At 61.0% G+C, this 19,704-nt stretch carries 20 protein-coding genes; 12 read left to right on the top strand and 8 right to left on the bottom strand.

The window, feature by feature from the left end; genetic code table 11:
- Window positions 1–171: 171 nt before the first annotated feature.
- The 3 genes from mutT to V8J83_RS10070 are packed head-to-tail and all read right to left on the bottom strand — an operon-like array spanning window position 172 to window position 2,711.
- Window positions 172–579, bottom strand: a complete 408-nt coding sequence (gene mutT / locus V8J83_RS10060; RefSeq protein ID WP_339986150.1) for an 8-oxo-dGTP diphosphatase MutT — start codon at window positions 577–579, stop codon at window positions 172–174.
- A complete protein-coding gene (gene argJ, locus V8J83_RS10065) occupies window positions 576–1,847 on the bottom strand; it encodes a bifunctional glutamate N-acetyltransferase/amino-acid acetyltransferase ArgJ (protein ID WP_339986152.1) in 1,272 nt (423 codons plus the stop codon). Before argJ ends, mutT begins: the two co-directional genes overlap by 4 nt.
- A gap of 21 nt (window positions 1,848–1,868) precedes the next feature.
- Window positions 1,869–2,711, bottom strand: coding sequence for a peptidylprolyl isomerase (locus V8J83_RS10070; protein WP_339986153.1), 843 nt, complete (start codon window positions 2,709–2,711; stop codon window positions 1,869–1,871).
- A gap of 218 nt (window positions 2,712–2,929) precedes the next feature.
- Between V8J83_RS10070 and secA the strand changes: the two genes are divergently transcribed.
- The 3 genes from secA to V8J83_RS10085 all read left to right on the top strand — a co-directional run bounded on the left by secA (window position 2,930) and on the right by V8J83_RS10085 (window position 8,333).
- Window positions 2,930–5,635 (top strand): preprotein translocase subunit SecA, encoded by a 2,706-nt coding sequence (gene secA / locus V8J83_RS10075; RefSeq protein WP_339986154.1) that lies wholly within the window; start codon window positions 2,930–2,932, stop codon window positions 5,633–5,635.
- Between the two features lie 130 nt (window positions 5,636–5,765).
- Window positions 5,766–6,761, top strand: coding sequence for a hypothetical protein (locus V8J83_RS10080; protein WP_339986155.1), 996 nt, complete (start codon window positions 5,766–5,768; stop codon window positions 6,759–6,761).
- A 21-nt stretch (window positions 6,762–6,782) separates the two neighbouring features.
- Window positions 6,783–8,333: a phosphate ABC transporter substrate-binding/OmpA family protein gene (locus V8J83_RS10085; RefSeq protein ID WP_339986156.1), complete on the top strand. Its 1,551-nt coding sequence runs from the start codon at window positions 6,783–6,785 to the stop codon at window positions 8,331–8,333.
- A gap of 46 nt (window positions 8,334–8,379) precedes the next feature.
- Here V8J83_RS10085 and map read toward each other — a convergent pair whose 3' ends face one another.
- On the bottom strand, window positions 8,380–9,189 hold the full coding sequence (map, locus tag V8J83_RS10090) for a type I methionyl aminopeptidase (RefSeq protein ID WP_339986157.1): 810 nt from the start codon (window positions 9,187–9,189) through the stop codon (window positions 8,380–8,382).
- 97 nt (window positions 9,190–9,286) lie between these two features.
- On the bottom strand, window positions 9,287–10,009 hold the full coding sequence (gene sfsA / locus V8J83_RS10095; RefSeq protein ID WP_339986158.1) for a DNA/RNA nuclease SfsA: 723 nt from the start codon (window positions 10,007–10,009) through the stop codon (window positions 9,287–9,289).
- 46 nt (window positions 10,010–10,055) lie between these two features.
- Between sfsA and V8J83_RS10100 the strand changes: the two genes are divergently transcribed.
- From V8J83_RS10100 to V8J83_RS10110, 3 genes are read left to right on the top strand one after another with little or no spacing between them, the layout of a single operon-like run.
- A complete protein-coding gene (locus V8J83_RS10100; protein WP_339986159.1) occupies window positions 10,056–10,784 on the top strand; it encodes a competence/damage-inducible protein A in 729 nt (242 codons plus the stop codon).
- Window positions 10,781–11,518 carry a GNAT family N-acetyltransferase gene (locus V8J83_RS10105; protein WP_339986160.1) on the top strand — a complete coding sequence of 246 codons (738 nt, stop codon included), beginning with the start codon at window positions 10,781–10,783 and terminating at the stop codon, window positions 11,516–11,518. Before V8J83_RS10100 ends, V8J83_RS10105 begins: the two co-directional genes overlap by 4 nt.
- Window positions 11,515–12,498: an OmpA family protein gene (locus V8J83_RS10110; protein ID WP_339986161.1), complete on the top strand. Its 984-nt coding sequence runs from the start codon at window positions 11,515–11,517 to the stop codon at window positions 12,496–12,498. Before V8J83_RS10105 ends, V8J83_RS10110 begins: the two co-directional genes overlap by 4 nt.
- Window positions 12,499–12,641: 143 nt before the next feature.
- On the opposite strand, the gene V8J83_RS10115 is transcribed toward V8J83_RS10110, so the two are convergent.
- The gene (locus tag V8J83_RS10115) at window positions 12,642–13,547 is read right to left on the bottom strand and encodes a LysR family transcriptional regulator (protein ID WP_339986162.1); all 906 of its coding nucleotides are present in this window, start codon (window positions 13,545–13,547) and stop codon (window positions 12,642–12,644) included.
- Between the two features lie 211 nt (window positions 13,548–13,758).
- On the opposite strand from V8J83_RS10115, the gene V8J83_RS10120 reads away from it, so the two are divergent.
- Complete coding sequence (locus tag V8J83_RS10120) at window positions 13,759–14,484, top strand: class II aldolase/adducin family protein (RefSeq protein WP_339986163.1); 726 nt, start codon at window positions 13,759–13,761, stop codon at window positions 14,482–14,484.
- Between the two features lie 9 nt (window positions 14,485–14,493).
- Here V8J83_RS10120 and speB read toward each other — a convergent pair whose 3' ends face one another.
- Window positions 14,494–15,444, bottom strand: coding sequence for an agmatinase (speB, locus tag V8J83_RS10125; protein WP_339986164.1), 951 nt, complete (start codon window positions 15,442–15,444; stop codon window positions 14,494–14,496).
- Between the two features lie 117 nt (window positions 15,445–15,561).
- On the opposite strand from speB, the gene mtgA reads away from it, so the two are divergent.
- The 5 genes from mtgA to V8J83_RS10150 are packed head-to-tail and all read left to right on the top strand — an operon-like array spanning window position 15,562 to window position 19,432.
- A complete protein-coding gene (mtgA, locus tag V8J83_RS10130; RefSeq protein WP_339986165.1) occupies window positions 15,562–16,287 on the top strand; it encodes a monofunctional biosynthetic peptidoglycan transglycosylase in 726 nt (241 codons plus the stop codon).
- 51 nt (window positions 16,288–16,338) lie between these two features.
- Entirely contained in the window at window positions 16,339–17,004 is a 666-nt protein-coding gene (gene fzlA, locus V8J83_RS10135) for an FtsZ-binding protein FzlA (RefSeq protein WP_339986166.1), read from the top strand.
- Window positions 17,001–18,041, top strand: a complete 1,041-nt coding sequence (gene queG / locus V8J83_RS10140; RefSeq protein ID WP_339986167.1) for a tRNA epoxyqueuosine(34) reductase QueG — start codon at window positions 17,001–17,003, stop codon at window positions 18,039–18,041. Before fzlA ends, queG begins: the two co-directional genes overlap by 4 nt.
- Window positions 18,029–18,886, top strand: coding sequence for an SDR family oxidoreductase (locus V8J83_RS10145; RefSeq protein WP_339986168.1), 858 nt, complete (start codon window positions 18,029–18,031; stop codon window positions 18,884–18,886). Before queG ends, V8J83_RS10145 begins: the two co-directional genes overlap by 13 nt.
- A 60-nt stretch (window positions 18,887–18,946) precedes the next feature.
- Window positions 18,947–19,432 carry a L,D-transpeptidase family protein gene (locus V8J83_RS10150; protein WP_339986169.1) on the top strand — a complete coding sequence of 162 codons (486 nt, stop codon included), beginning with the start codon at window positions 18,947–18,949 and terminating at the stop codon, window positions 19,430–19,432.
- A gap of 55 nt (window positions 19,433–19,487) precedes the next feature.
- Here V8J83_RS10150 and V8J83_RS10155 read toward each other — a convergent pair whose 3' ends face one another.
- Window positions 19,488–19,655 (bottom strand): hypothetical protein, encoded by a 168-nt coding sequence (locus V8J83_RS10155; protein WP_339986171.1) that lies wholly within the window; start codon window positions 19,653–19,655, stop codon window positions 19,488–19,490.
- Window positions 19,656–19,704: the final 49 nt, after the last annotated feature.

The raw sequence follows: 19,704 nt of genomic DNA on the forward strand, positions 1-19,704 counted from the left end.
TCACAGTGGTTAACAAAGCCATATCCCCCCTAGACTTCCTTCACCATCATACCCAATTTAGTTAACAAATCACTTAAAATTTCATCATTAACCATGATTTTTCGACAATTTTTCCCACAATTTCTGAATCTTGGGCTGACTTAGGGTTGATACACCGGCCAATTGTTACAATCAGAGCCAGTCACGAAGAATCGGTATCAGGGGGATATCCGCCGGTGGCATCGGGTAGTCACGAAGCTCAGCGGCACGCACCCACTTCAGCGTCTGACCCTCTTGCGATTGTGGAATGCCCTGCCACTTGCGGCATGCGAACAAGGGCATGAGTAGATGAAAATCGTCATAACCGTGACTCGCGAAGGTCAGCGGCGCGAGACAGCTTTCCCAGGTGTCGATGCCAAGCTCTTCCTGCAACTCGCGGATCAAGGCCACTTCCGGTGTTTCGCCTGGCTCAACCTTTCCACCAGGGAATTCCCATAGGCCGGCCATGGATTTCCCTTCGGGTCGCTGCGCCAGAAGGATGCGGCCATCGGCGTCGATCAGGGCAACAACAGAGACAAGGATGATCTTTTTGTCTGTCACGACCGGTAATCCGCGTTGATCTGTATGTATCCGTGGGTCAGGTCGCAGGTCCACATGGTAGCGCCGCCTGGCCCGAGCCCAAGATCAACATCGATCAGAAGCTCCGCATTCTGCATGTAGCTTGCTCCGGCTTCCTCGGAATAGCTGTCTGCGACCCAACCCTGCTCGGCTACAAGGATATCTCCGAAACGGATGGTGAGCCGATCGCGATCGGCCTGAGCGCCGGATTTCCCGACTGCCATGACAATACGCCCCCAGTTCGGATCTTCGCCCGCAATCGCGGTCTTCACGAGCGGTGAATTGGCGATGGCACTGGCAACTTTGCGGGCGTCCGCGTCCGTGACTGCACCGCTCACACGCACCTCAACGAATTTCGTGGCCCCTTCGCCGTCGCGCACGATCTGATGGGCAAGGTCCTGCATGACGGTTTGCAGGGCCGTCTGGAAGGTTTGGTCCGGGCCGGTGAGAGGCGTATTTCCGGCACGCCCAGTGGCAGCAAGCAGAACCGTGTCGGATGTCGATGTATCACTGTCGACTGTCACGGCATTGAAGCTGATCTGGTTTGTCGCCGACAGCATCTCCTGAAGGGCGGGCTGCGTGACGGCGGCGTCGGTGAAAATGTAGCCCAACATGGTGGCCATGTCGGGTGCGATCATGCCTGAGCCTTTCGCAAACCCCATGATCGTCACCGGCGTTCCGTCGATCTCGCAGGTCGCAACCGCGCCTTTGGGAAACGTGTCGGTGGTCATGATGGCGCGGGCCGCAGGTTCCACAGCCGCGCCGTCAAGTGCCGCGGCGATGCCGGGCAAAGCATCGGTGATCTTCTGCGCGGGAAGCGGTTCACCGATCACACCCGTCGAAGAGGTGAAGATATGGCTGGCTGGCAGATCAAGCACCCCGGCGGCGGCCTTCGTGATCAGGGCGACATCCGTGACCCCGCGCATGCCAGTAAAGGTGTTGGCGTTGCCGGAGTTCACCACAATCCCAAACCCCGCGTCACTGGTCACCTGCGGCAGTTTTGACTGGCAATCGAGAACCGCCGCAGACCGCGTTGCCGAGCGTGTGAAGACGCCCGCAATCGTGGAGCCCGGCGCGATTTCGGCGATCATCACATCGACACGGTTCTTGTATTTCACGCCAGCGGCGCCCGCTGCGAAACGGACGCCATCGATGGCGGGAAGGTCCGGAAACCGATCCGGAGCCAAGGGCGACCGCGTGTGTGTCTTTGCGCCCGTGGCAGGGGCCACCTTGCTTGGAGTGTCCGACATGGTGGCCTCGTCCGCCGTTGTTTATTCCGCGATCAGACCTTGGTCACGGATGACGGCGGGGTCAATCTCGACCTCGGGACGCTCGATCTCGGCGGCTTGGGTCAACTCTTCAAGCCGGGCATCTACGCGGGCGCGGCGCAGGCTGTCTTCCAGCTCCGCCGCAACATCTTCAAGCGTCGGCGGCGCCTGCTCACGGGTCTCGTTGAGCAGCACAACATGCCAGCCGAATTGCGTTTGCACGGGCGCGGACACTTCCCCGACCTCAAGGCCAAAGACCGCCTCTTCGAATTCCGGCACCATCATGCCTGCGCCGAACCAGCCCAGGGCACCGCCGTTCGGACCTGACGGCCCGGTGGAGTTCTCGGCGGCCAGCTCGGCAAAGTCGGCGCCTTCGGCCAATTGGTCGATCATGGACTGCGCTTCTTCTTCGGTCTCAAGCAGAATGTGGGCGGCGTTGTATTCGACGACCGGCTCGGCCTCACCATAGATGGCATCGTATTCGGCCTGCAGATCGTCTTCCGACAGCTCGGCCATGGCCACATCGTCCATGAACATGGCGGCAAGGAAGGCACGACGCTCGTTTTCAAGACCCAGCTCGATCTCGCGGCTCAACTCTCCGGCTTCTGCAGCTTCGGCCAGAACCTGCTGCTGGATCAGCTGTTCCAACATGCCATCAAAGAGCACCTGATCCGGCAGGGTCTGGTATTCTGCGGGCAGCATCTGGCGCATCGCAATCAGGTGACCGATTGTGATCGCCTCGCCGTTTACGGTGGCCAGAACGGTCTCGCCATCGAGATGACCATCGGCATAGGTCGGGGCGGAAAGCACAAGCGCCATCGCGCCGGACATCAGAATGCGTTTCATCGGGATTTCCTTGTTGGGAGCGGGACCGCATCGAGGCCAGACCGCCTTACGTTGACTATCATCGGGCCGACCCTTATCTCGCGGATGGGTTTCACGTCGTGGCCTTGGCCGTTGGCGGAAGATGTAGACCGCCGCGATGGGCCGAACAACCCACGACACCCACACGAAGTGTTCAGATGCGATGGGCCGCCCAGACCGGCCTGAAAAGAGGGCGAGATATGTTCGGAAAGCTGGCGAAGAAGGTGTTTGGCACACCCAATGACCGCAAGGTAAAAGCCGTCAGACCGATCATCGACAAGATCAATGCGCTCGAACCGGAATTCGAAGCGCTCAGTGACACCGAAATCGTTGCGAAGACCGGTGAATTTCGAACCCGTGCGCAAAACGGCGAAGCGTTGGACGATCTGTTGCCTGAAGCTTTCGCCAATTGCCGCGAAGCCGCAAAACGCGCGCTTGGGCTGCGGGCGTTCGATGTGCAACTGGTCGGAGCGCTCTTCATTCACCAAGGCAACATCGCCGAGATGAAGACGGGTGAGGGCAAGACCCTTGTCGCGACCTTCGCCGCCTATCTGAACGCGCTGACGGGCGAGGGCGTGCATGTCGTGACAGTCAACGATTACCTCGCCAAGCGTGACAGCGAATGGATGGGCAAGGTGTTCACCGCGCTCGGCATGACCACCGGCGTGGTTTATCCACGTCAGGCGGAAGACGAAAAGAAGCAGGCCTACGCCTGCGACATCACCTACGCGACCAACAACGAGCTTGGGTTCGACTACCTGCGCGACAACATGCGCGGGTCGATCGATCAGATGGCGCAGCGCGGTCATAATTTCGCGATTGTCGACGAGGTCGACTCGATCCTGATCGACGAAGCGCGGACGCCGTTGATCATCTCCGGGCCGACGCAGGACAAATCCGACCTCTACATCAGCATCGACAAGGTCATCCCGAAGATCGAGGATCACCATTTCACGCTGGACGAAAAGACGCGCCAGGCAACCTTCACCGACGAAGGCAACGATTTCCTTGAGGATCTGCTGCACGCGGAAGAGATCCTGCCGGAAGGTCAATCGCTTTATGATCCCGAAAGCACGACCATCGTGCACCACATCACAAACGCTTTACGCGCCCATAAGGTGTTCACCAAGGACAAGGAATACATCGTCCGCGACGGCGAAGTCGTTCTGGTCGATGAGTTTACCGGACGGATGATGCCGGGCCGCCGCATGTCGGAAGGCCTGCACCAGGCGATCGAGGCAAAGGAAGGCTGCAAGATTCAGCCTGAGAATGTGACGCTCGCCTCTGTAACGTTCCAGAATTACTTCCGTCTGTACAACAAACTGGGCGGCATGACCGGGACCGCGGCCACCGAAGCCGAAGAATTCGCATCAATCTACGGGCTGGGTGTGATGGAGATCCCCACGAACCGCGAAGTGGCCCGGATCGACGAAGACGACGCCGTCTACCGCACCGCGCGCGAGAAATATGAAGCCATCGTCAAAGCCATCGCCGATGCGCATGGGCGCGGACAACCCGTGCTGGTCGGTACGACCTCCATCGAAAAGTCCGAGATGCTGGGACAGATGCTCGAAAAAGCGGGTTTGCCGTTCAATATCCTGAACGCGCGCCAACACGAGCAAGAGGCGCAGATCGTCGCCGATGCGGGCAAACTTGGCGCCGTGACAATCGCCACGAACATGGCCGGGCGCGGTACCGACATCAAATTGGGGGGCAACATCGAATTCAAGGTGATGGAAGCCATCGCTGCCGATCCCGATGGCGATCCCGATGAGATCCGTCGCCGTATTGAGGACGCCCACACCGCCGATGAACAGGCGGTCAAGGATGCCGGGGGTCTTTATGTTCTGGCCACCGAGCGCCATGAAAGCCGCCGCATCGACAACCAGCTGCGCGGTCGTTCGGGGCGTCAGGGGGATCCGGGAAAGTCGAGCTTCTTCCTGAGCCTCGAAGATGACCTGATGCGGATCTTCGGGTCGGATCGCCTCGACAAGATGCTCAACACCCTTGGCATGCAGGAAGGCGAAGCGATTGTGCACCCATGGGTGAACAAGTCGCTGGAGCGCGCTCAGGCCAAGGTCGAGGGGCGCAACTTCGATGTCCGCAAGCAACTTCTGAAGTTCGACGACGTCATGAACGATCAGCGCAAGGTCGTCTTCGGGCAGCGCCGCGATATCATGGGTGCCGAGGATATTTCAGAGGTTGCAAAAGACATGCGCGATCAAGTGATCGAAGACATGATCGACACCTATATGCCACCGAAAACCTACGCGGATCAGTGGGATGTCGATGGCCTGAAAGAGGCCGCGCAAAAAGTCCTGGGTGTGGATCTGCCCATCGAGACTTGGGCCACCGAAGATGGCGTTGATCAAGAGGTCGCGACCGAGCGGCTGGAGAAGGCTGCCGACGAATACATGGCGTCCAAAGCCGCGCAGTTCGGGCCCGAGCAAATGCGCAACATCGAAAAGCAGGTGTTGCTGCAGACCATCGACCAGAAATGGCAGGAACATCTTCTGACGCTGGAACACTTGCGGTCGGTCGTAGGGTTCCGCGGCTATGCGCAGCGCGATCCGCTGAATGAATACAAGACGGAATCGTTCCAATTGTTCGAAAGCATGCTGGACGGATTGCGCACCGACGTCTCGGAAAAGCTCGCCCGCATTCAGCCGCTGACCCCGGAACAGCAGGAAGCGTTGATGGCGCAGCTGCGTCAGCAACAAGAGGCGCAACAAAAGCAGATGGCGGCGGCCACCGCTGGCGATACCGCGCCTGCGGCCCCGACCGCGAATGCGGCTCCGGGCTTTGTTGAGGATGATCCAAGCACCTGGGGCAACCCGGGCCGGAACGATTTGTGCCCCTGCGGGTCGGGCAAGAAATTCAAGCATTGCCACGGGCGCCTGACCTGAGGCGATTACGGCAGAATTGAGGTGCGGGTCGAACTCGCGCCCTCGATTCCAAACATTTCTGGCCCATTGCGGCCCGAATCTCACGTCATTGTGTCCATGGGTATTGGGTAGATGATGTGGAGATTGGGATATGTTGAACACATTGGTCATCCGATGTGCGGCCGTCGGGATTTTGGCATCTGGCGGAGTGCTTTATGCAATGGAAACCGGCGTGATCGGGTCGTCCGAAACCGATGACGCGACCGCGGGGGAACAGACACTGACCTCCGACTCGCGGGCGGCTCAGCCGCATCGCCTGGCGCCCGAATTCGCCCAGATCGTGACCGGTTCCGATGTCCGGTTGCCGGTCGCAATGGACCCTGTCGCCCCCGAAGCCATGGTTGTGCCCGCCTCCTTCGAAGCACCGGAAGAAACCCCGAACCTGACGACGCCTACAGGCCTCAGCTACCTCGGGTTGCCCTGCGAAATTGCCGTGACCGCAACCGCAATGCCCGCCGCAATCGTCGCACTCGACGTGATGGCCCCCTGCCGCGCCGGTACGTCTGTGCAAATCACGCATTCCGACCTTGTCCTTGACGCCGAAACAGACACCGTTGGCTTTCTGGCAATCGATATTCCTGCGTTCGAGGCAAATGCCAACTTCACCGTCACCTTCGACGATGGCATCACGCACACCGCCTCCGTTGCCGTGCCGGACCTCGAAGACTTCGATCGGATTGGCCTGATGTGGGACGGCGATCTGGGGCTTGAATTGCACGCCATGGAATTTGGCGCCACTTTTGGCGAGCCCGGCCATGTCTGGCATGAACACCCCGCACAGGTCGACGCGGCCGTTTCGGGCGAAGGAGGGTTTCTCTCGCAGATCGCCCTCGGCGACACCTATGCGCAGGTTTATACCTTGCCGCGCGCAACCCTGCAGGAAGGTGAAAGTGTGCGCTTATCCATTGATGCGCCGGTCACCGCACAAAACTGTGAAGCGCACATTCGGGCACGCACGCTCAGAGCCGAGGCCGCTGGCCCCGTAGATACGACCGACTTGAGCTTTACCGTTCCAGGATGTGACGCCATCGGAGACATTCTGGTCTTGCAAAACCTGCTGGCCGACCTGAGACTCGCGTCGAATTAAGGTCAGTTCACGGGACACCCCATGGGATACCGGATCGGGGCGGCCATCGCGGTCGCCCTTTCCTTTTACGCCAGCGCGGCGATGTCGCAGGACGTGGAACTGCGCTCGCTCGACGGAGCGGTCGAGCTTGAGGGAAACCTGATCTCCTACGATGGCGCGTTCTACCGGATCGACACGGAATACGGGGCGCTGACGATTGCGGCCGAAGGCGTTTCCTGCGCCGGGCCGGGTTGCCCGGACCTCGCGACCTTTGTCGCCGAAGCGCGGATCGCCGGCGCCGCGACAATTGCAGAGGGATTGCTTCCGACGCTTTTGGACGCCTTCGGCGAAAGCCGCCTCATGGATGTCTCGGTCGAGAGTGACGGCGACGCCCCCACCTACGTCCTCCGCCGCGCGGACGGCAGTGCTGCGGCGCGGTTCATTGTGACACCCGGCTCGACCGACGATGGCTTTTTGGCCCTCCTGAATGGGGACGCGGACATCGCACTTGCCCTGCGTGCGCCCTCACCCGCCGAGATACGGGCCGCTGAAACCACCAACCCGGACGACCCGCCACTCGACGACCGGGTGCGCATACTGGCGCTTGATGCGCTGATCCCGGTCGTATCGCCAGAGAACCCGATCAACACGCTCAGCCTTCCGCAAATCGCGCGTCTGTTCTCGGGCGAGGCGGACAATTGGCAGGATTTGGGCGGGCCGGATGCCCCGGTGGCGCTGCACCTGTTGGAGCCGGGCCTGGGTTTGGCGCAGGCATTCTCGGCGCAGGTTCTGCTGCCATCGGACGCCGGACTATCGGGTGCGATCACGCGTCACCCAAGCGCCGCAGCCCTTGCCGACGCCGTCACTCAAGACGCCTATGCCGTTGGAATAACAGCCCTATCAGGGATTGCACAAACGCGCGCCCTGCCTTTGAGCGGCACCTGCGGCCTGTCGCAAAGCGCAACACTTGATGCGGTGAAGGCCGAGGATTACCCGCTCACCGCGCCGGTTTACATGTACCTCGCCCCACGTCGCCTTCCGCTTCTGGTACGGCAATTCCTCGACTTCACCGAAACCGATGAGGCCGAGAGACGGGTGCGCGAGGCGGGCTATGTCGATCAACTTCTGACCCGGACACCCATGGCGTTGCAGGGTGAACGATTGGCCAGCGCCATTCGGGCCAGTGGGCGGGACGTGACCCTAAGCGACCTGCAGGAAATGATCGAGGTTCTCGGCAGTGCCGAACGCCTGTCGACCACATTGCGTTTCAACCCGGGCGGCGCGGATTTGGACATCCAATCGCGCGCCTCAATCGCCCGGCTCGCATCGGCGGTGGACCGCGGCGCGTTCGATGGACGACGCCTGATCTTTGTGGGCTTCTCGGATGGAAACGGCCCGGCCGATGTCAACGCACGCCTCTCCCTGCGCCGGGCGGGGGTGGTGAGAGATGCCTTTGTCGCCGCGTCCGGGGTCGCAACACGTGATCGCGTGGAACTGCTGATCCATGGGTTTGGAGAGGCCATGCCGATGGCCTGTGACGACAGCGACTGGGGCCGCGCCGTGAACCGTCGTGTCGAGGTTTGGCTGGACTGAAGGCGCGGCAAAGCTTTCAACAAGGCCAGGCCGCGCGACAAATGCCCTAGAGGCGTGTCGGGTGAAACCGTCCCTCTGGCGACAGCGTAAAGATCTCGGCTCCGTCGGCCCTAACGCCGATGGAATGCTCGAACTGCGCCGACAGGCTCTTGTCGCGTGTCACCGCCGTCCAGTCGTCTCCAAGGACCTTGGTCTCGGGCCTGCCGAGATTCACCATCGGCTCAATGGTGAAGAACATGCCTTCCTCCAGCACCGGCCCCGTCCCCGGACGCCCGTAGTGCAGCACATTGGGCGGCGCATGGAACACCTGGCCCAACCCGTGTCCACAGAAATCACGCACCACCGACATCCGCTGTGCTTCGACATAGCTTTGGATGGCATGGCCGATGTCGCCAAACGTCTTCCCGGGTTTGACCGCCTCGATGCCCTTGAAAAGCGCATCATGGGTGACTTGCACAAGCCGTTCGGCCTTTCGCGGCATCACCCCCGCGACATACATGCGCGATGTGTCACCGAACCAACCATCGACAATCACCGTCACGTCGATGTTGAGGATATCTCCATCCTTCAGCCGCTTGTCGCTCGGAATGCCGTGGCAAACCACATGATTAACGCTGATGCAGGAGGCATGTTGATACCCGCGATATCCGATCGTCGCGGATTTGGCGCCCGCCTCATTCACCCAGGCCTCGATCTGAGCATCAATCGCGCCGGTGGTCACGCCAGGTTCAACCATCGGCGCGATACGATCCAAAATGTCAGCCGCAAGTGCCCCCGCCCGGTGCATACCGGCGAAGTCATCAACTTGGTGAATGCGGATCCCGTCCTTGGTCAAACGGCCTTTGAAATCGTCCACGGGGTCTCTCCGATTGGAACCTCCGTCAATTTAGGCCGTTCATGGGGAAATTGCCAGTGACGCCGCGCCGCCAGCGCGCGCATTCCGTCGCGTCTCGTCATCGGCTCTGCGGCGACGGATCCACTGGCAAAGCGCCGGTCAAGCGGATCCCCTCCGGCGTGATGTCGGTGCCGTGGCACACCATCTCGACACCCGCATCACGCGCGGTATCGAAAGCCATCGCATAACCGGGGTCAAGATCCGGCGCGAGGCGGAAGCGCGCGCAATCAGTGCGTTGCACGACGTAGAGCATAACCGCACGGCCACCGGCCTCAGCGATGGCCGTCAGTTCGCGCAAATGCTTGGCACCGCGTTCGGTGACGCAATCGGGAAATTCGGCCCAATCGCCATCTCGGCGGAGGTGACAATTCTTGACCTCAACATACGCATCGGGCCGTCCGGCGTCGCTCAACATGAAATCAATGCGACTGTTCTCGGACCCATAGCGTTGCTCTGGTTTCGTCTCTGAATAGCCGATCAGAGCCGGAATCCGACCCTGCGCCAAAGCATCTTTCACCAATCGGTTCGGCAAGCCCGCATCAATGCCCGCGAAATGCCCACCGGGCAATTCCACCAACCGCCACCCATATTTCAGCTTCTTCTTGGGGTCCGTGTTGGGCAGCAACCAGATCCGCGCACCGTCGTCCTTCAACCCCATCATCGAGCCGGGATTGGGGCAATGCGCCGTGACCTCCGTGCCGTCTTCCAGAACACAATCGGCCAAGAAGCGTTTGTAGCGGCGGATCAATCGGGCGGGCACAAGAGGGGATGGAAAGCGCATGGGCGCGGACCTATACCGTGCCAGGCCATTAGCCAAGGAGCCGCTCATGCCCAATCCCACCGCCGCGATGCTTGTGATCGGGGACGAGATCCTGTCTGGGCGCACGCGCGACTCCAACATGAACCACCTCGCCAAGGCACTGACGGATCATGGGATCGCTCTGCAAGAGGCGCGCATGATCAGCGATGATCACCACACCATCGCGCGCCATGTCCGTGACATGGCCAAGACCCATGACCACGTCTTTACCTCGGGCGGGATCGGGCCGACCCATGATGATATCACCGCCGAAGCCGTGGCCGATGCGATGGGCGCTCCCTGCGGGGTGCGAGACGATGCGCGCGCGATCCTGCAAGCCCACTACGATCGCTCGGGACAGGAGCTGAACGAGGCACGCCTTCGAATGGCGCGGATCCCGGACGGCGCGACGCTGATCGACAACCCGGTCAGCGCCGCGCCAGGCTTCACGCTGGCGAATGTGCACGTCATGGCCGGCGTGCCGAAGATCTTTGAAGCGATGTTGGAAGGGCTGTTGCCCACACTGACCGGCGGCGCGCCAATGATATCGTCCAGTTTGCGGGTGGAGCGGGGGGAAGGCGACATCGCCGCGCCGCTTGGCGATTTGGCCGACGCTCGTCCCGACGTGTCCATCGGATCCTATCCGTTCCAAAGCAACGGCAAGCATGGCTCGAACGTTGTCGTGCGCAGCCAGGACGCCGACGCGGTCGAAACCGTGATGGCCAAGTTGCGCGCTCTGTTTCCCGAGGCGACATGAACGCCACGGACCTCTTCCCGACAATCGCAGTCTCCTGGCCGCCCCGCACGGCGCAGCGCGTTGGGCCATTTATGGTCCCCAACGCCGATGCAGGCGGCAACCGGGTCAGCGCCGCGCGCCTGAAGGATCCGACCGCCCTTGGCATCACCGATGCGGAGTTGAACGACGCCGAAGCCACCATGCAGGCGCAGGGGCGGCTTCCCCTGTTTCAAGTTCTGAACCATCAGGACGGCCTGTCGGATGCGCTGGACACGCGCGGCTATATCGCCCGCGACCACACCGATCTTCTGCTAATCCAGGCCGCAGATCTGGCCGCCGCGCCACCGCCCGTCACGGCGTTTACCATTTGGCCGCCATTGGCCATCCAGACCGAGATATGGGACGCCGGTGGCATCGACGCGCCACGCCGTGCGGTGATGGACCGGGCGACTTTCCCCAAGACCTCGCTCTTCGGGCGCATTAACGACAAACCTGCCGGTGCGGCCTTTGTCGGAATGAGCGGAAACGTCGCAATGCTGCACGCGCTGGAGGTTGTGCCCATGGCGCGGCGTGCCGGTTTGGCCAGCACGATGATGCGTGCCGCCGCCGATTGGGCCCGAAAACAGGGAGCAGAATGGTTTTCCGTCCTCGTAACGCAGCAAAACACACAGGCTCAGCGGCTTTATGCTTCCTTGGGCCTGAAAGCTGTGGGAACGTATTGTTATCGAGTGAAAACAGGCGGACCAACCCGGTGACCCTTCACGGCGCACGCAAAGCAGGCGGCACGGCGTTGCTGTGCCTGGCCTCGTTTTGCCTGCCACACGGAGCATCCGCGCTCGATCTGGCCTTTCCGGGCACCGCGGAATTGGTGCAAAACACCGGCCCGACACGGGGCCAACATCCGATTGCCGATGGCGTTTTCGACGGCACCGTCGTGCCTCTCATACAGACCGACGGATTGGTTCAGACCCTGGTCTGGCAAATCACGGGATCGGACGTGTCCACCGCGACGATCCTGAACACCGTCACCGATCAGCTCACTGCGCAAAGCTATGAGATATCGTTCAACTGCTCCGCCGATGCCTGTGGCGGGTTCGATTTCCGCCACGCGTTGCCGGTCGGACAGGCACCCGAAATGCACATCGATCTGGGGAATTTTCACTACCTCAGCGCGTCCATCGACAAAGACACCGGCACCGAGCGTGTCGCCGTCATGATCAGCGCGGGCGGGGCCACAACATTCGTTCACGTCGCGCGGGTTGCTCCCGCCGATGCCGTCGACGCCAACCCCGTGGTCTTATCCAGTCGGACGCCGCAGGGCTTGGTCGACGAAGTGACAGACCTGACGCGCGACACCGGGGATCTGGTAGAGCGACTGACCCGCAACGGCGGCGCCCCGCTTGATGATCTGCGGTTCGAAACCGGCGCCTCCCAGCTTTCCGGCACGACGTATCCTTCACTGGTGGCGCTGGCCGCATTTTTGGACTCCGACCCGACGCGCCGGATCGTCCTGGTCGGACATACGGACACCAGCGGCTCTCTCGCGGGAAACATCGCATTGTCGCAGGCGCGCGCCGAAGCGGTGCGGCAATTCCTGACCCGCGAACTTGGGGTGGATCCGTCGCAGGTTCAGGCCGAAGGGATTGGGTTCCTCGCCCCGCGCGCGTCGAATACGACCCCCGACGGGCGCGAGGCCAATCGTCGGGTCGAAGCGGTTCTGACCAACCCGGGCTGATCCCGCGTCACCGTCGGGGCCAACGCCGTCTGCAACATGTAAACCAAAAAATCCCGGGCGATGACGCGCATCAACCCGGGACAAGTTTGGCTCGTACCGCCAAGGCAGAGACGGTACGCGCACGGCAAGCGAAACGTGTCAGATCACCAGTCGTTGGGGCCTTTGTCGCGAAAGCTCTCGACCAGGTAGTCGATGAAGGCCCGAACCTTCGGCTGGATGTAGCGACCCGGCGGATAGACCGCGTAGACGCCTTGGACGTCGACCGGAAGGTCGGGCATGGCATCTTCCAGCAAACCTTCGCGCATCGGATCCGCGTATAGGAAAGAGGGCAAGTACGCGATGCCAAGACCGCCAATCGCGGCGTTCAGCAGGCTTTGCCCATCATTGACGGTCAACCATCCGGCGGTGCGCACCTGGCGCAGCTCACCCGACGGTGCAGTCAGCTTCCAGACATTGCCCGAGGACGAATTTGAGTAATGCAGAAGTTTATGTTCATTCAAATCGTCGATCCGCTCGGGCCGACCGTATTCCTTGAAATAGCTTGGAGCAGCAATCATGCGGCGCTGCGTCTCGCAAATCTTGCGCGCCATGAGGGAGCTGTCTTCCAACTCCCCGACGCGGATGGCCATATCGAAGCCTTCCGAGATCAGTTCAACGTACCGGTTGTTCAGTACCATGTTGACGGTGATGTCGGAATAATTGTGCAGGAACTCTCCCAAAATGGGCGAGACATGATTCACGCCGAAATCGGTGGCAATCGACACGCGCAATGTTCCGGAAGGCGCGGATTGCATCGCGGTAACAAGCGCATCGGCTTCGCCTGCGTCGTTCAGGACCCGACGCGCGCGGTCATAATAGGCCAGTCCGATTTCCGTCGGAGAAACACGGCGCGTGGTGCGATTGAGCAGACGTGCGCCAAGCCGTGCCTCAAGCGAAGACACGTGTTTCGAGACGGCGGATTTCGAAATCCCCATCTTCTTCGCGGCATCCGTGAAGCCACCTTGATCCACAACCGTGGCGAAGGCTTCCATTTCCGTTAGACGATCCATACCAGGCCTACTTTTAACTTGTTGTAAGCAACTTTCTGCCGATCAATTGGGGCGCAATTGGGATGCCGCGGAGACCAAAGAACGATTATTCCGCGGATCGTTCATGGCACGACAACAAACGTTTACCTGCCATTAACGATTGCAGGGGATGGACGCAGGCAGATAGCTATGCGGAAACAAAGGCGCAAAGCGCGGAAAAGAAAGAATCGACATGGATCACGCAGAGGCACGGGCCGATCTGGCGGCTGCATTCCGGTGGACCGCTCGTGAGGATATGCACGAGGGCGTCGCCAACCATTTCTCCCTCGCGGTGAATGACGCTGGCACCGAATTCCTGATCAACCCGAAGATCCATTTCAGCCGGATGAAAGCGTCGGACCTTTGGGTCTTGGATGCCAAAAATCCCGACAGCGCCAAGGGCAAGGACGCGCCCGATCAGACCGCCTGGGGCCTGCATGGATCATTGCACCGCCATGTGCCCCATGCGCGCTGCGCAATGCATGTTCATTCGACCTACGCCACGGTTCTCGCGTCTTTGACGGAGTCTCGGCTTCCCGCGATCGACCAAAACTCGGCCATGTTCCACAACCGCCAGGTGATCGACGACGGCTACGGTGGCTTGGCGCTTGAAGATGAAGGCACGCGCTGCGCGCAGATGTTCCAGGATCCGTCCGTGCGCACGATGATCATGGGCAACCACGGTGTGTTGTTCATCGGGGAGACCGTCGCCGAGACCTTCATGCGTATGTATTATTTCGAACGGGCCGCGCGAAACTACATTCTGGCACTGCAAACTGGCCAGCCTTTGCGCGTTCTGCCCGATGACGTGGCCGAGAGAACCGCCCAACAGCTGGACGAAGACCATGGTGCCGACGTCGATCTGCTGCGCGGAATTCGCGACGTGTTGGACCACGACGCGCCGGATTACGTGGAATGACGCCGAACTCTACGAGCGCGCGTGGAGGATCCGGCCAATCAGGTTGAGCAACACCTGCGCCGCAAGGATCGCCGTCGTTCCGTCGCGATCGTAATCCGGCGCAACTTCGACCAGATCGACGCCGACGATCCGACCCCGCTTGGCCAGAATCGCCAGAAACTCCAACACCTCGTAGTACAAGAACCCGCCGTGCGATGGCGTCCCGGTGCCCGGCGCAATCGACGGATCGAAGCCGTCGATATCGATGGTGATGTAAAGATCCACATCCTCCGGCACGCGGGCGGCGGCGGCCACCGGCCCCATGGCGCGGATCTGACGAACGGATTGTATATCCGAGCTGAAACGCCGCGCGTCGTCATACCCTTCTTTCGCGGTCGAGCTGACGTTGCGAATGCCGAACTGGCTTAGGCCGGTCACATGGTCCTGCTCTGCCGCGCGCCGCATCGGGTTGCCGTGGCCGTGGCGAACCCCGTGGCGTTCATCGACGAAATCCAGATGGGCATCGATCTGCACGATATGGATCGGGCCATGATCGGAAAACGCGCGAATGCAGGGGATGTTGATCGAATGATCACCGCCCAAAGTGACGGGCATGGCACCAGCCGCCAGGGCAGCCCGGACGCCCTCTTCGATCTTAGCATGCGACGCGTCGGTATCCGTATGGACGATGTCGGCGTCACCCATGTCGATGATCCTTGTGCCGGGCCCAAGATAGGTGGCGTCATCTTCATGGTCGTAGGCCCCGGCATGGCCAAAGGCGAACAGTGTCGAGGCCTCGCGTATCCCGCGCGGGCCAAACCGCGCCCCCGCCCGCCATTGCGTGCCAAAATCAAAAGGGGCCCCCAATACGGCGACATCGGCGTCGATCTTCGACCAATCCGAGACGTATTCATACTTCCCAAACGTGGCGATGCCCACGAAGGGCAGGTTCAGGCGACCAGATTCGTAACCATGTGACATGGTGCGAGGGTGCGGCGGGAAGGTCGCGCCTTCAAGCAGATGTTCTGCCCGGGGCTGGTGTGGAAGGCTGCTCCGCGCATATTTGATGAACAAAGATGGGCAGATCGCGAGAGCAGATTGGCGAAGCGCACACGGAAAACGAAGAAACGGGTGGATTCGCGACCACGCCGATGGGCGCGGGCGCTGCGGCGATGGCTGTGGCGAGGCGTATTCGGCGCCGCCGCCGTTATGCTTGTCTGGATCATTCTCTACGCGTTCGTCCCCGTGCCGACCACGATCTACATGATGCAGGAACGCGCGCGCATTGGGACCGCGTTGGAGCGCGACTGGGTCCCGATGGAAGAGATTTCGCCCCACCTCGCGCGCGCAGCCGTGGCCGCGGAAGATGCCAACTTCTGCTTGCACTGGGGCTTCGATATGTCCGCGATCCGCGATGCGATTGCCGATGGGGCCGCACGCGGCGGATCGACCATCAGCCAGCAAACAGTGAAAAACGCGTTCCTCTGGCACGGGCGGAGTTGGGTCCGCAAAGCGCTGGAAGCCGCGATCACGCCGGTGATGGAGCTGATCTGGCCCAAGCGGCGCGTGCTTGAAGTCTATCTCAACGTCGCTGAATTCGCCCCCGGCGTCTTCGGCGCGGAGGCCGCCGCGCAGCACCATTTCGGTATTTCCGCCAACGCTATTACCCAACGGCAGGCTTCGCTTCTGGCGGCTGTGCTGCCCAATCCGCAGCAACGCAACGCCAGCGCACCGTCCGGATCCGTCGACCGCCGCGCCCGGTCAATTGCAAGCGGTGCGGCAACGATCCGCGCCGATGGCCGGGACGATTGCTTTGCGAATTGATTTTCTCCGAGCAAACGCGCAAAGAAAACACGCACCAGACCGAGCAGACGCATGAACCGCCTCTATCATTTTCCTCTCTCTCCGTTTTGCCGGAAGGTCCGTCTTGTGCTGGCCGAGAAGAAGATCGAAGTGGAGCTGGTTGAGGAGAAATACTGGGAACCCTCCACGGAATTCCTGCGCCGCAACCCTGCCGGCAAGGTTCCCGTTCTCAAAATCGACGGCATGACGTTAAGCGACAGTCAGGCGATCTGCGAATACCTTGAAGAAACCATGCCCGACCCGGCGCTTCTGCCGCGTGACCCGGCGCAGCGGGCCGAGGTGCGCAGGCTTGTTGCGTGGTTCGACGACAAGTTTCACCACGATGTCACGGTCAATCTGGTCCACGAACGTGTCCACAAGAAGCTGATGCGGTCGGGCTATCCAGACGGGCGCGCCATGAAATCCGGCGCGACGAATGTGAAATTTCACATCAAATACATGCACTGGCTTCTCGATCATCGTCGTTGGCTCGCGGGCGATCAAATGACGCTGGCCGATTTCGCTGCCGCCGCACAGCTTAGCTGCCTCGACTATATCTCGGACGTCGACTGGAGCCTGAGCGCCCCGGTCAAGGATTGGTACGCAAAGGTGAAATCGCGGCCCGCCTTCCGGTCGATCCTCGCCGATCAGATCTTCGGCTTCCCGCAACCGGCGCATTACGCCGACCTCGACTTTTGAGCGATCTCAAAGAGGCCCTGCGGCGGGAAGCCCTCGATGCGGGCTTTGCCAAAATGGGGATCTGCAGGCCAGATGCCGTGCCCGAATTGGGCGAACGTTTGGCCGCGTTTGTCGCTGCCGGGTATCACGGGCAAATGGGCTGGATGGCGGAGCGTATGCATTGGCGTGGCGCCCCGGACGCGCTCTGGCCGGAAGCGAAATCCGTTGTCATGCTGGCCGAGCCTTACACACCCGATGCCGATCCCCTGGTCGCGCTTAAAGCTCAGGATCGCGCAACGATCAGTGTCTACGCGCAGAATAGAGACTATCATGACCTCGTCAAAAAGCGGCTCAAGCGGGTCGGGCGATGGTTGCTCAGCCGCGTGCCGGGCGAACAGATCAAGGTATTCGTCGACACCGCGCCGGTGATGGAAAAACCGCTGGCGCAAGCCGCCGGTCTGGGCTGGCAGGGCAAGCACACCAATCTACTCGCGCGCGATCTGGGCAACTGGTTCTTTCTGGGCGCGATTTTCACGAGTGTCGAGCTGCCCCCCGACACCCCGCAGGAGGACCATTGCGGATCCTGCACGGCGTGCCTGGACATTTGCCCGACCGACGCCTTCCCGGCGCCATTTCGGCTCGATGCACGCAAATGCATCTCCTACCTGACGATCGAACACAAAGGGCCCGTCGATACGGCGTTGCGCAGCAAGATGGGTAATCGAATCTACGGGTGCGACGATTGCCTTGCCGTCTGCCCCTGGAACAAATTCGCGCAGACCGCCCGCGACATCCGCTACGATCCGCGCCCAGAATTGCAATCGCCTGAACTGACCGATCTTGCTCGGCTCGATGACGCAGGGTTCCGCGCGTTGTTCTCGGGCTCCCCCATCAAACGTATTGGGCGAGATCGGTTCGTGCGGAACGTGCTTTACGCCATCGGGAATTCCGGGAAACCTGCGCTGGCAGATGCGGCGCGTGGCTTGGTCGATGACCCTGACGAAGCCGTCGCCGATGCGGCTCGCTGGGCGGTGGAAAGGCTTACATGCGACTTCTGATCTTTGGCTATGGCTATTCATCGCGGGCAATCGCACGTGCCCTTCCGGGCGGCTGGGATGTGCGTGCAACCACCCGAAAACCCGCAAAGATCGGCGCAATGCAACGCGATGGCGTGACACCCTTGCTGTTTCCCGGCTCTGACATGACGGCCCATATCGACTGGGCCAGCCACGTCTTGATCTCGGCCGGGCCGCAAAACGGGCGGGATCCGGTGCTGGCCGAATTGCGTCGGATGTTCGCCGCAGCGCGGCACCTCCGCTGGGTCGGCTACCTGAGCACCACGGGCGTCTACGGCAATCACGACGGGGGCTGGGTCACCGAAGAGACGCCGCTGAAAGCGTCAACCAAACGTGGGCAGGCGCGCATTGACGCGGAAGGCGAATGGATGGATCTGCACCGCGCCCACGGCTTGCCGGTGCATCTGTTTCGCTTGGCTGGCATCTACGGCCCGGGCCGCGGGCCGTTCGAAAAGGTCCGCTCCGGAACCGCACGCCGGATCATCAAGGACGGGCAGGTGTTCAGCCGCATCCATGTGGACGACATCGCGCAAACGATCCTCGCCTCGATCAACCGACCGAACCCGGGCACGGCTTATAACGTCTGCGACAACGACCCGGCCCCGCCGCAAGACGTCATCGCCCATGCCGCCGACCTGCTTGGCTTGCCTGTACCACCGGCGGTCGCTTTTGAAGACGCCGACATGTCCTCCATGGCCCGCAGCTTTTATGCGGAATCCAAGCGGGTCGATAATACTCGCATGAAGACCGAACTTGGCGTCGATTTGCGCTACCCCGACTACCGCTGCGGGTTGGCCCACCTTCTTTCGATCGAAACGACAAGCTGAACCTCGCGCGCAGCGCGAAAACATGTATATATTTCCAAAAACCTACTTCCGAGCAGTCCCATGAATCGTCGCGCGCTTCTTGCCCTTCTTGCCCTGACACCGATGGCCGCGTGCTCTCGGTTCGTCGATTATGACGGCCCCGAAGTGACCCGCGTGGTCGTCTGGAAAAACGACCGCCTGATGTCGCTGTTCCACGGTGAGGTCGTCCTGGAAAGTTACGAGGTCGAGCTTGGCTTTGCCCCGGACGGGCACAAGTTCGAATATGGCGACGGGCGGACCCCGGAAGGCGAGTACCTGATCGACAGACGCAATCCCGACAGCGAATTCTACCTGTCCATCGGGATCAATTACCCCAACGCCGAGGATATCGCCCGCGCGCAAGAGGCCGGGGTCGATCCGGGCGGTGATATCTTCATCCACGGCACCCCCCGCCCGTTCCGGAACACGGACGATTGGACCGTTGGGTGCATCGCAGTGACGAATCGCGAGATGCGCCAGATCTTCGCAATGGTGCCTAATGGCACGCCGATCACCATCCACCCGTAAAACTTAACAAGTACCGACGACAAACCGTTGATTCGCTTGGTTTACAAAGCCTGCCTCAGGGGCAGTTTCCACGCCGCGCCATGCCAGATCGGCCGCAGATCAGCATGATTTCGCGTAGTTGCCCCAGAAGTGTTGCTAATTTGACGACACGGGTGATTTCGATACGAACGCCCGATTTTCCCGCCATTGCAATCTCTGATCGTTGCTGGGTATAGATGGTCACGAGGTACAGTCTTGGGTGCCCTAACCTGTGCATTGTGCGCAAAAGGGGC

The organism is Gymnodinialimonas ulvae (assembly GCF_037543845.1).
GTDB classification, from domain to species: Bacteria; Pseudomonadota; Alphaproteobacteria; order Rhodobacterales; family Rhodobacteraceae; genus Gymnodinialimonas; species Gymnodinialimonas ulvae.

What these genes read in the sequence shown, in the direction of transcription:
- argJ (WP_339986152.1), bottom strand. Translation starts at nt 1,847, where the DNA reads ATGTCGGACACTCCAAGCAAGGTGGCCCCTGCCACGGGCGCAAAGACA.
- V8J83_RS10070 (WP_339986153.1), bottom strand. Translation starts at nt 2,711, where the DNA reads ATGAAACGCATTCTGATGTCCGGCGCGATGGCGCTTGTGCTTTCCGCC.
- secA (WP_339986154.1), top strand. Translation starts at nt 2,930, where the DNA reads ATGTTCGGAAAGCTGGCGAAGAAGGTGTTTGGCACACCCAATGACCGC.
- V8J83_RS10080 (WP_339986155.1), top strand. Translation starts at nt 5,766, where the DNA reads ATGTTGAACACATTGGTCATCCGATGTGCGGCCGTCGGGATTTTGGCA.
- V8J83_RS10085 (WP_339986156.1), top strand. Translation starts at nt 6,783, where the DNA reads ATGGGATACCGGATCGGGGCGGCCATCGCGGTCGCCCTTTCCTTTTAC.
- sfsA (WP_339986158.1), bottom strand. Translation starts at nt 10,009, where the DNA reads ATGCGCTTTCCATCCCCTCTTGTGCCCGCCCGATTGATCCGCCGCTAC.
- V8J83_RS10100 (WP_339986159.1), top strand. Translation starts at nt 10,056, where the DNA reads ATGCCCAATCCCACCGCCGCGATGCTTGTGATCGGGGACGAGATCCTG.
- V8J83_RS10105 (WP_339986160.1), top strand. Translation starts at nt 10,781, where the DNA reads ATGAACGCCACGGACCTCTTCCCGACAATCGCAGTCTCCTGGCCGCCC.
- V8J83_RS10115 (WP_339986162.1), bottom strand. Translation starts at nt 13,547, where the DNA reads ATGGATCGTCTAACGGAAATGGAAGCCTTCGCCACGGTTGTGGATCAA.
- V8J83_RS10120 (WP_339986163.1), top strand. Translation starts at nt 13,759, where the DNA reads ATGGATCACGCAGAGGCACGGGCCGATCTGGCGGCTGCATTCCGGTGG.
- speB (WP_339986164.1), bottom strand. Translation starts at nt 15,444, where the DNA reads ATGTCACATGGTTACGAATCTGGTCGCCTGAACCTGCCCTTCGTGGGC.
- fzlA (WP_339986166.1), top strand. Translation starts at nt 16,339, where the DNA reads ATGAACCGCCTCTATCATTTTCCTCTCTCTCCGTTTTGCCGGAAGGTC.
- V8J83_RS10145 (WP_339986168.1), top strand. Translation starts at nt 18,029, where the DNA reads ATGCGACTTCTGATCTTTGGCTATGGCTATTCATCGCGGGCAATCGCA.
- V8J83_RS10150 (WP_339986169.1), top strand. Translation starts at nt 18,947, where the DNA reads ATGAATCGTCGCGCGCTTCTTGCCCTTCTTGCCCTGACACCGATGGCC.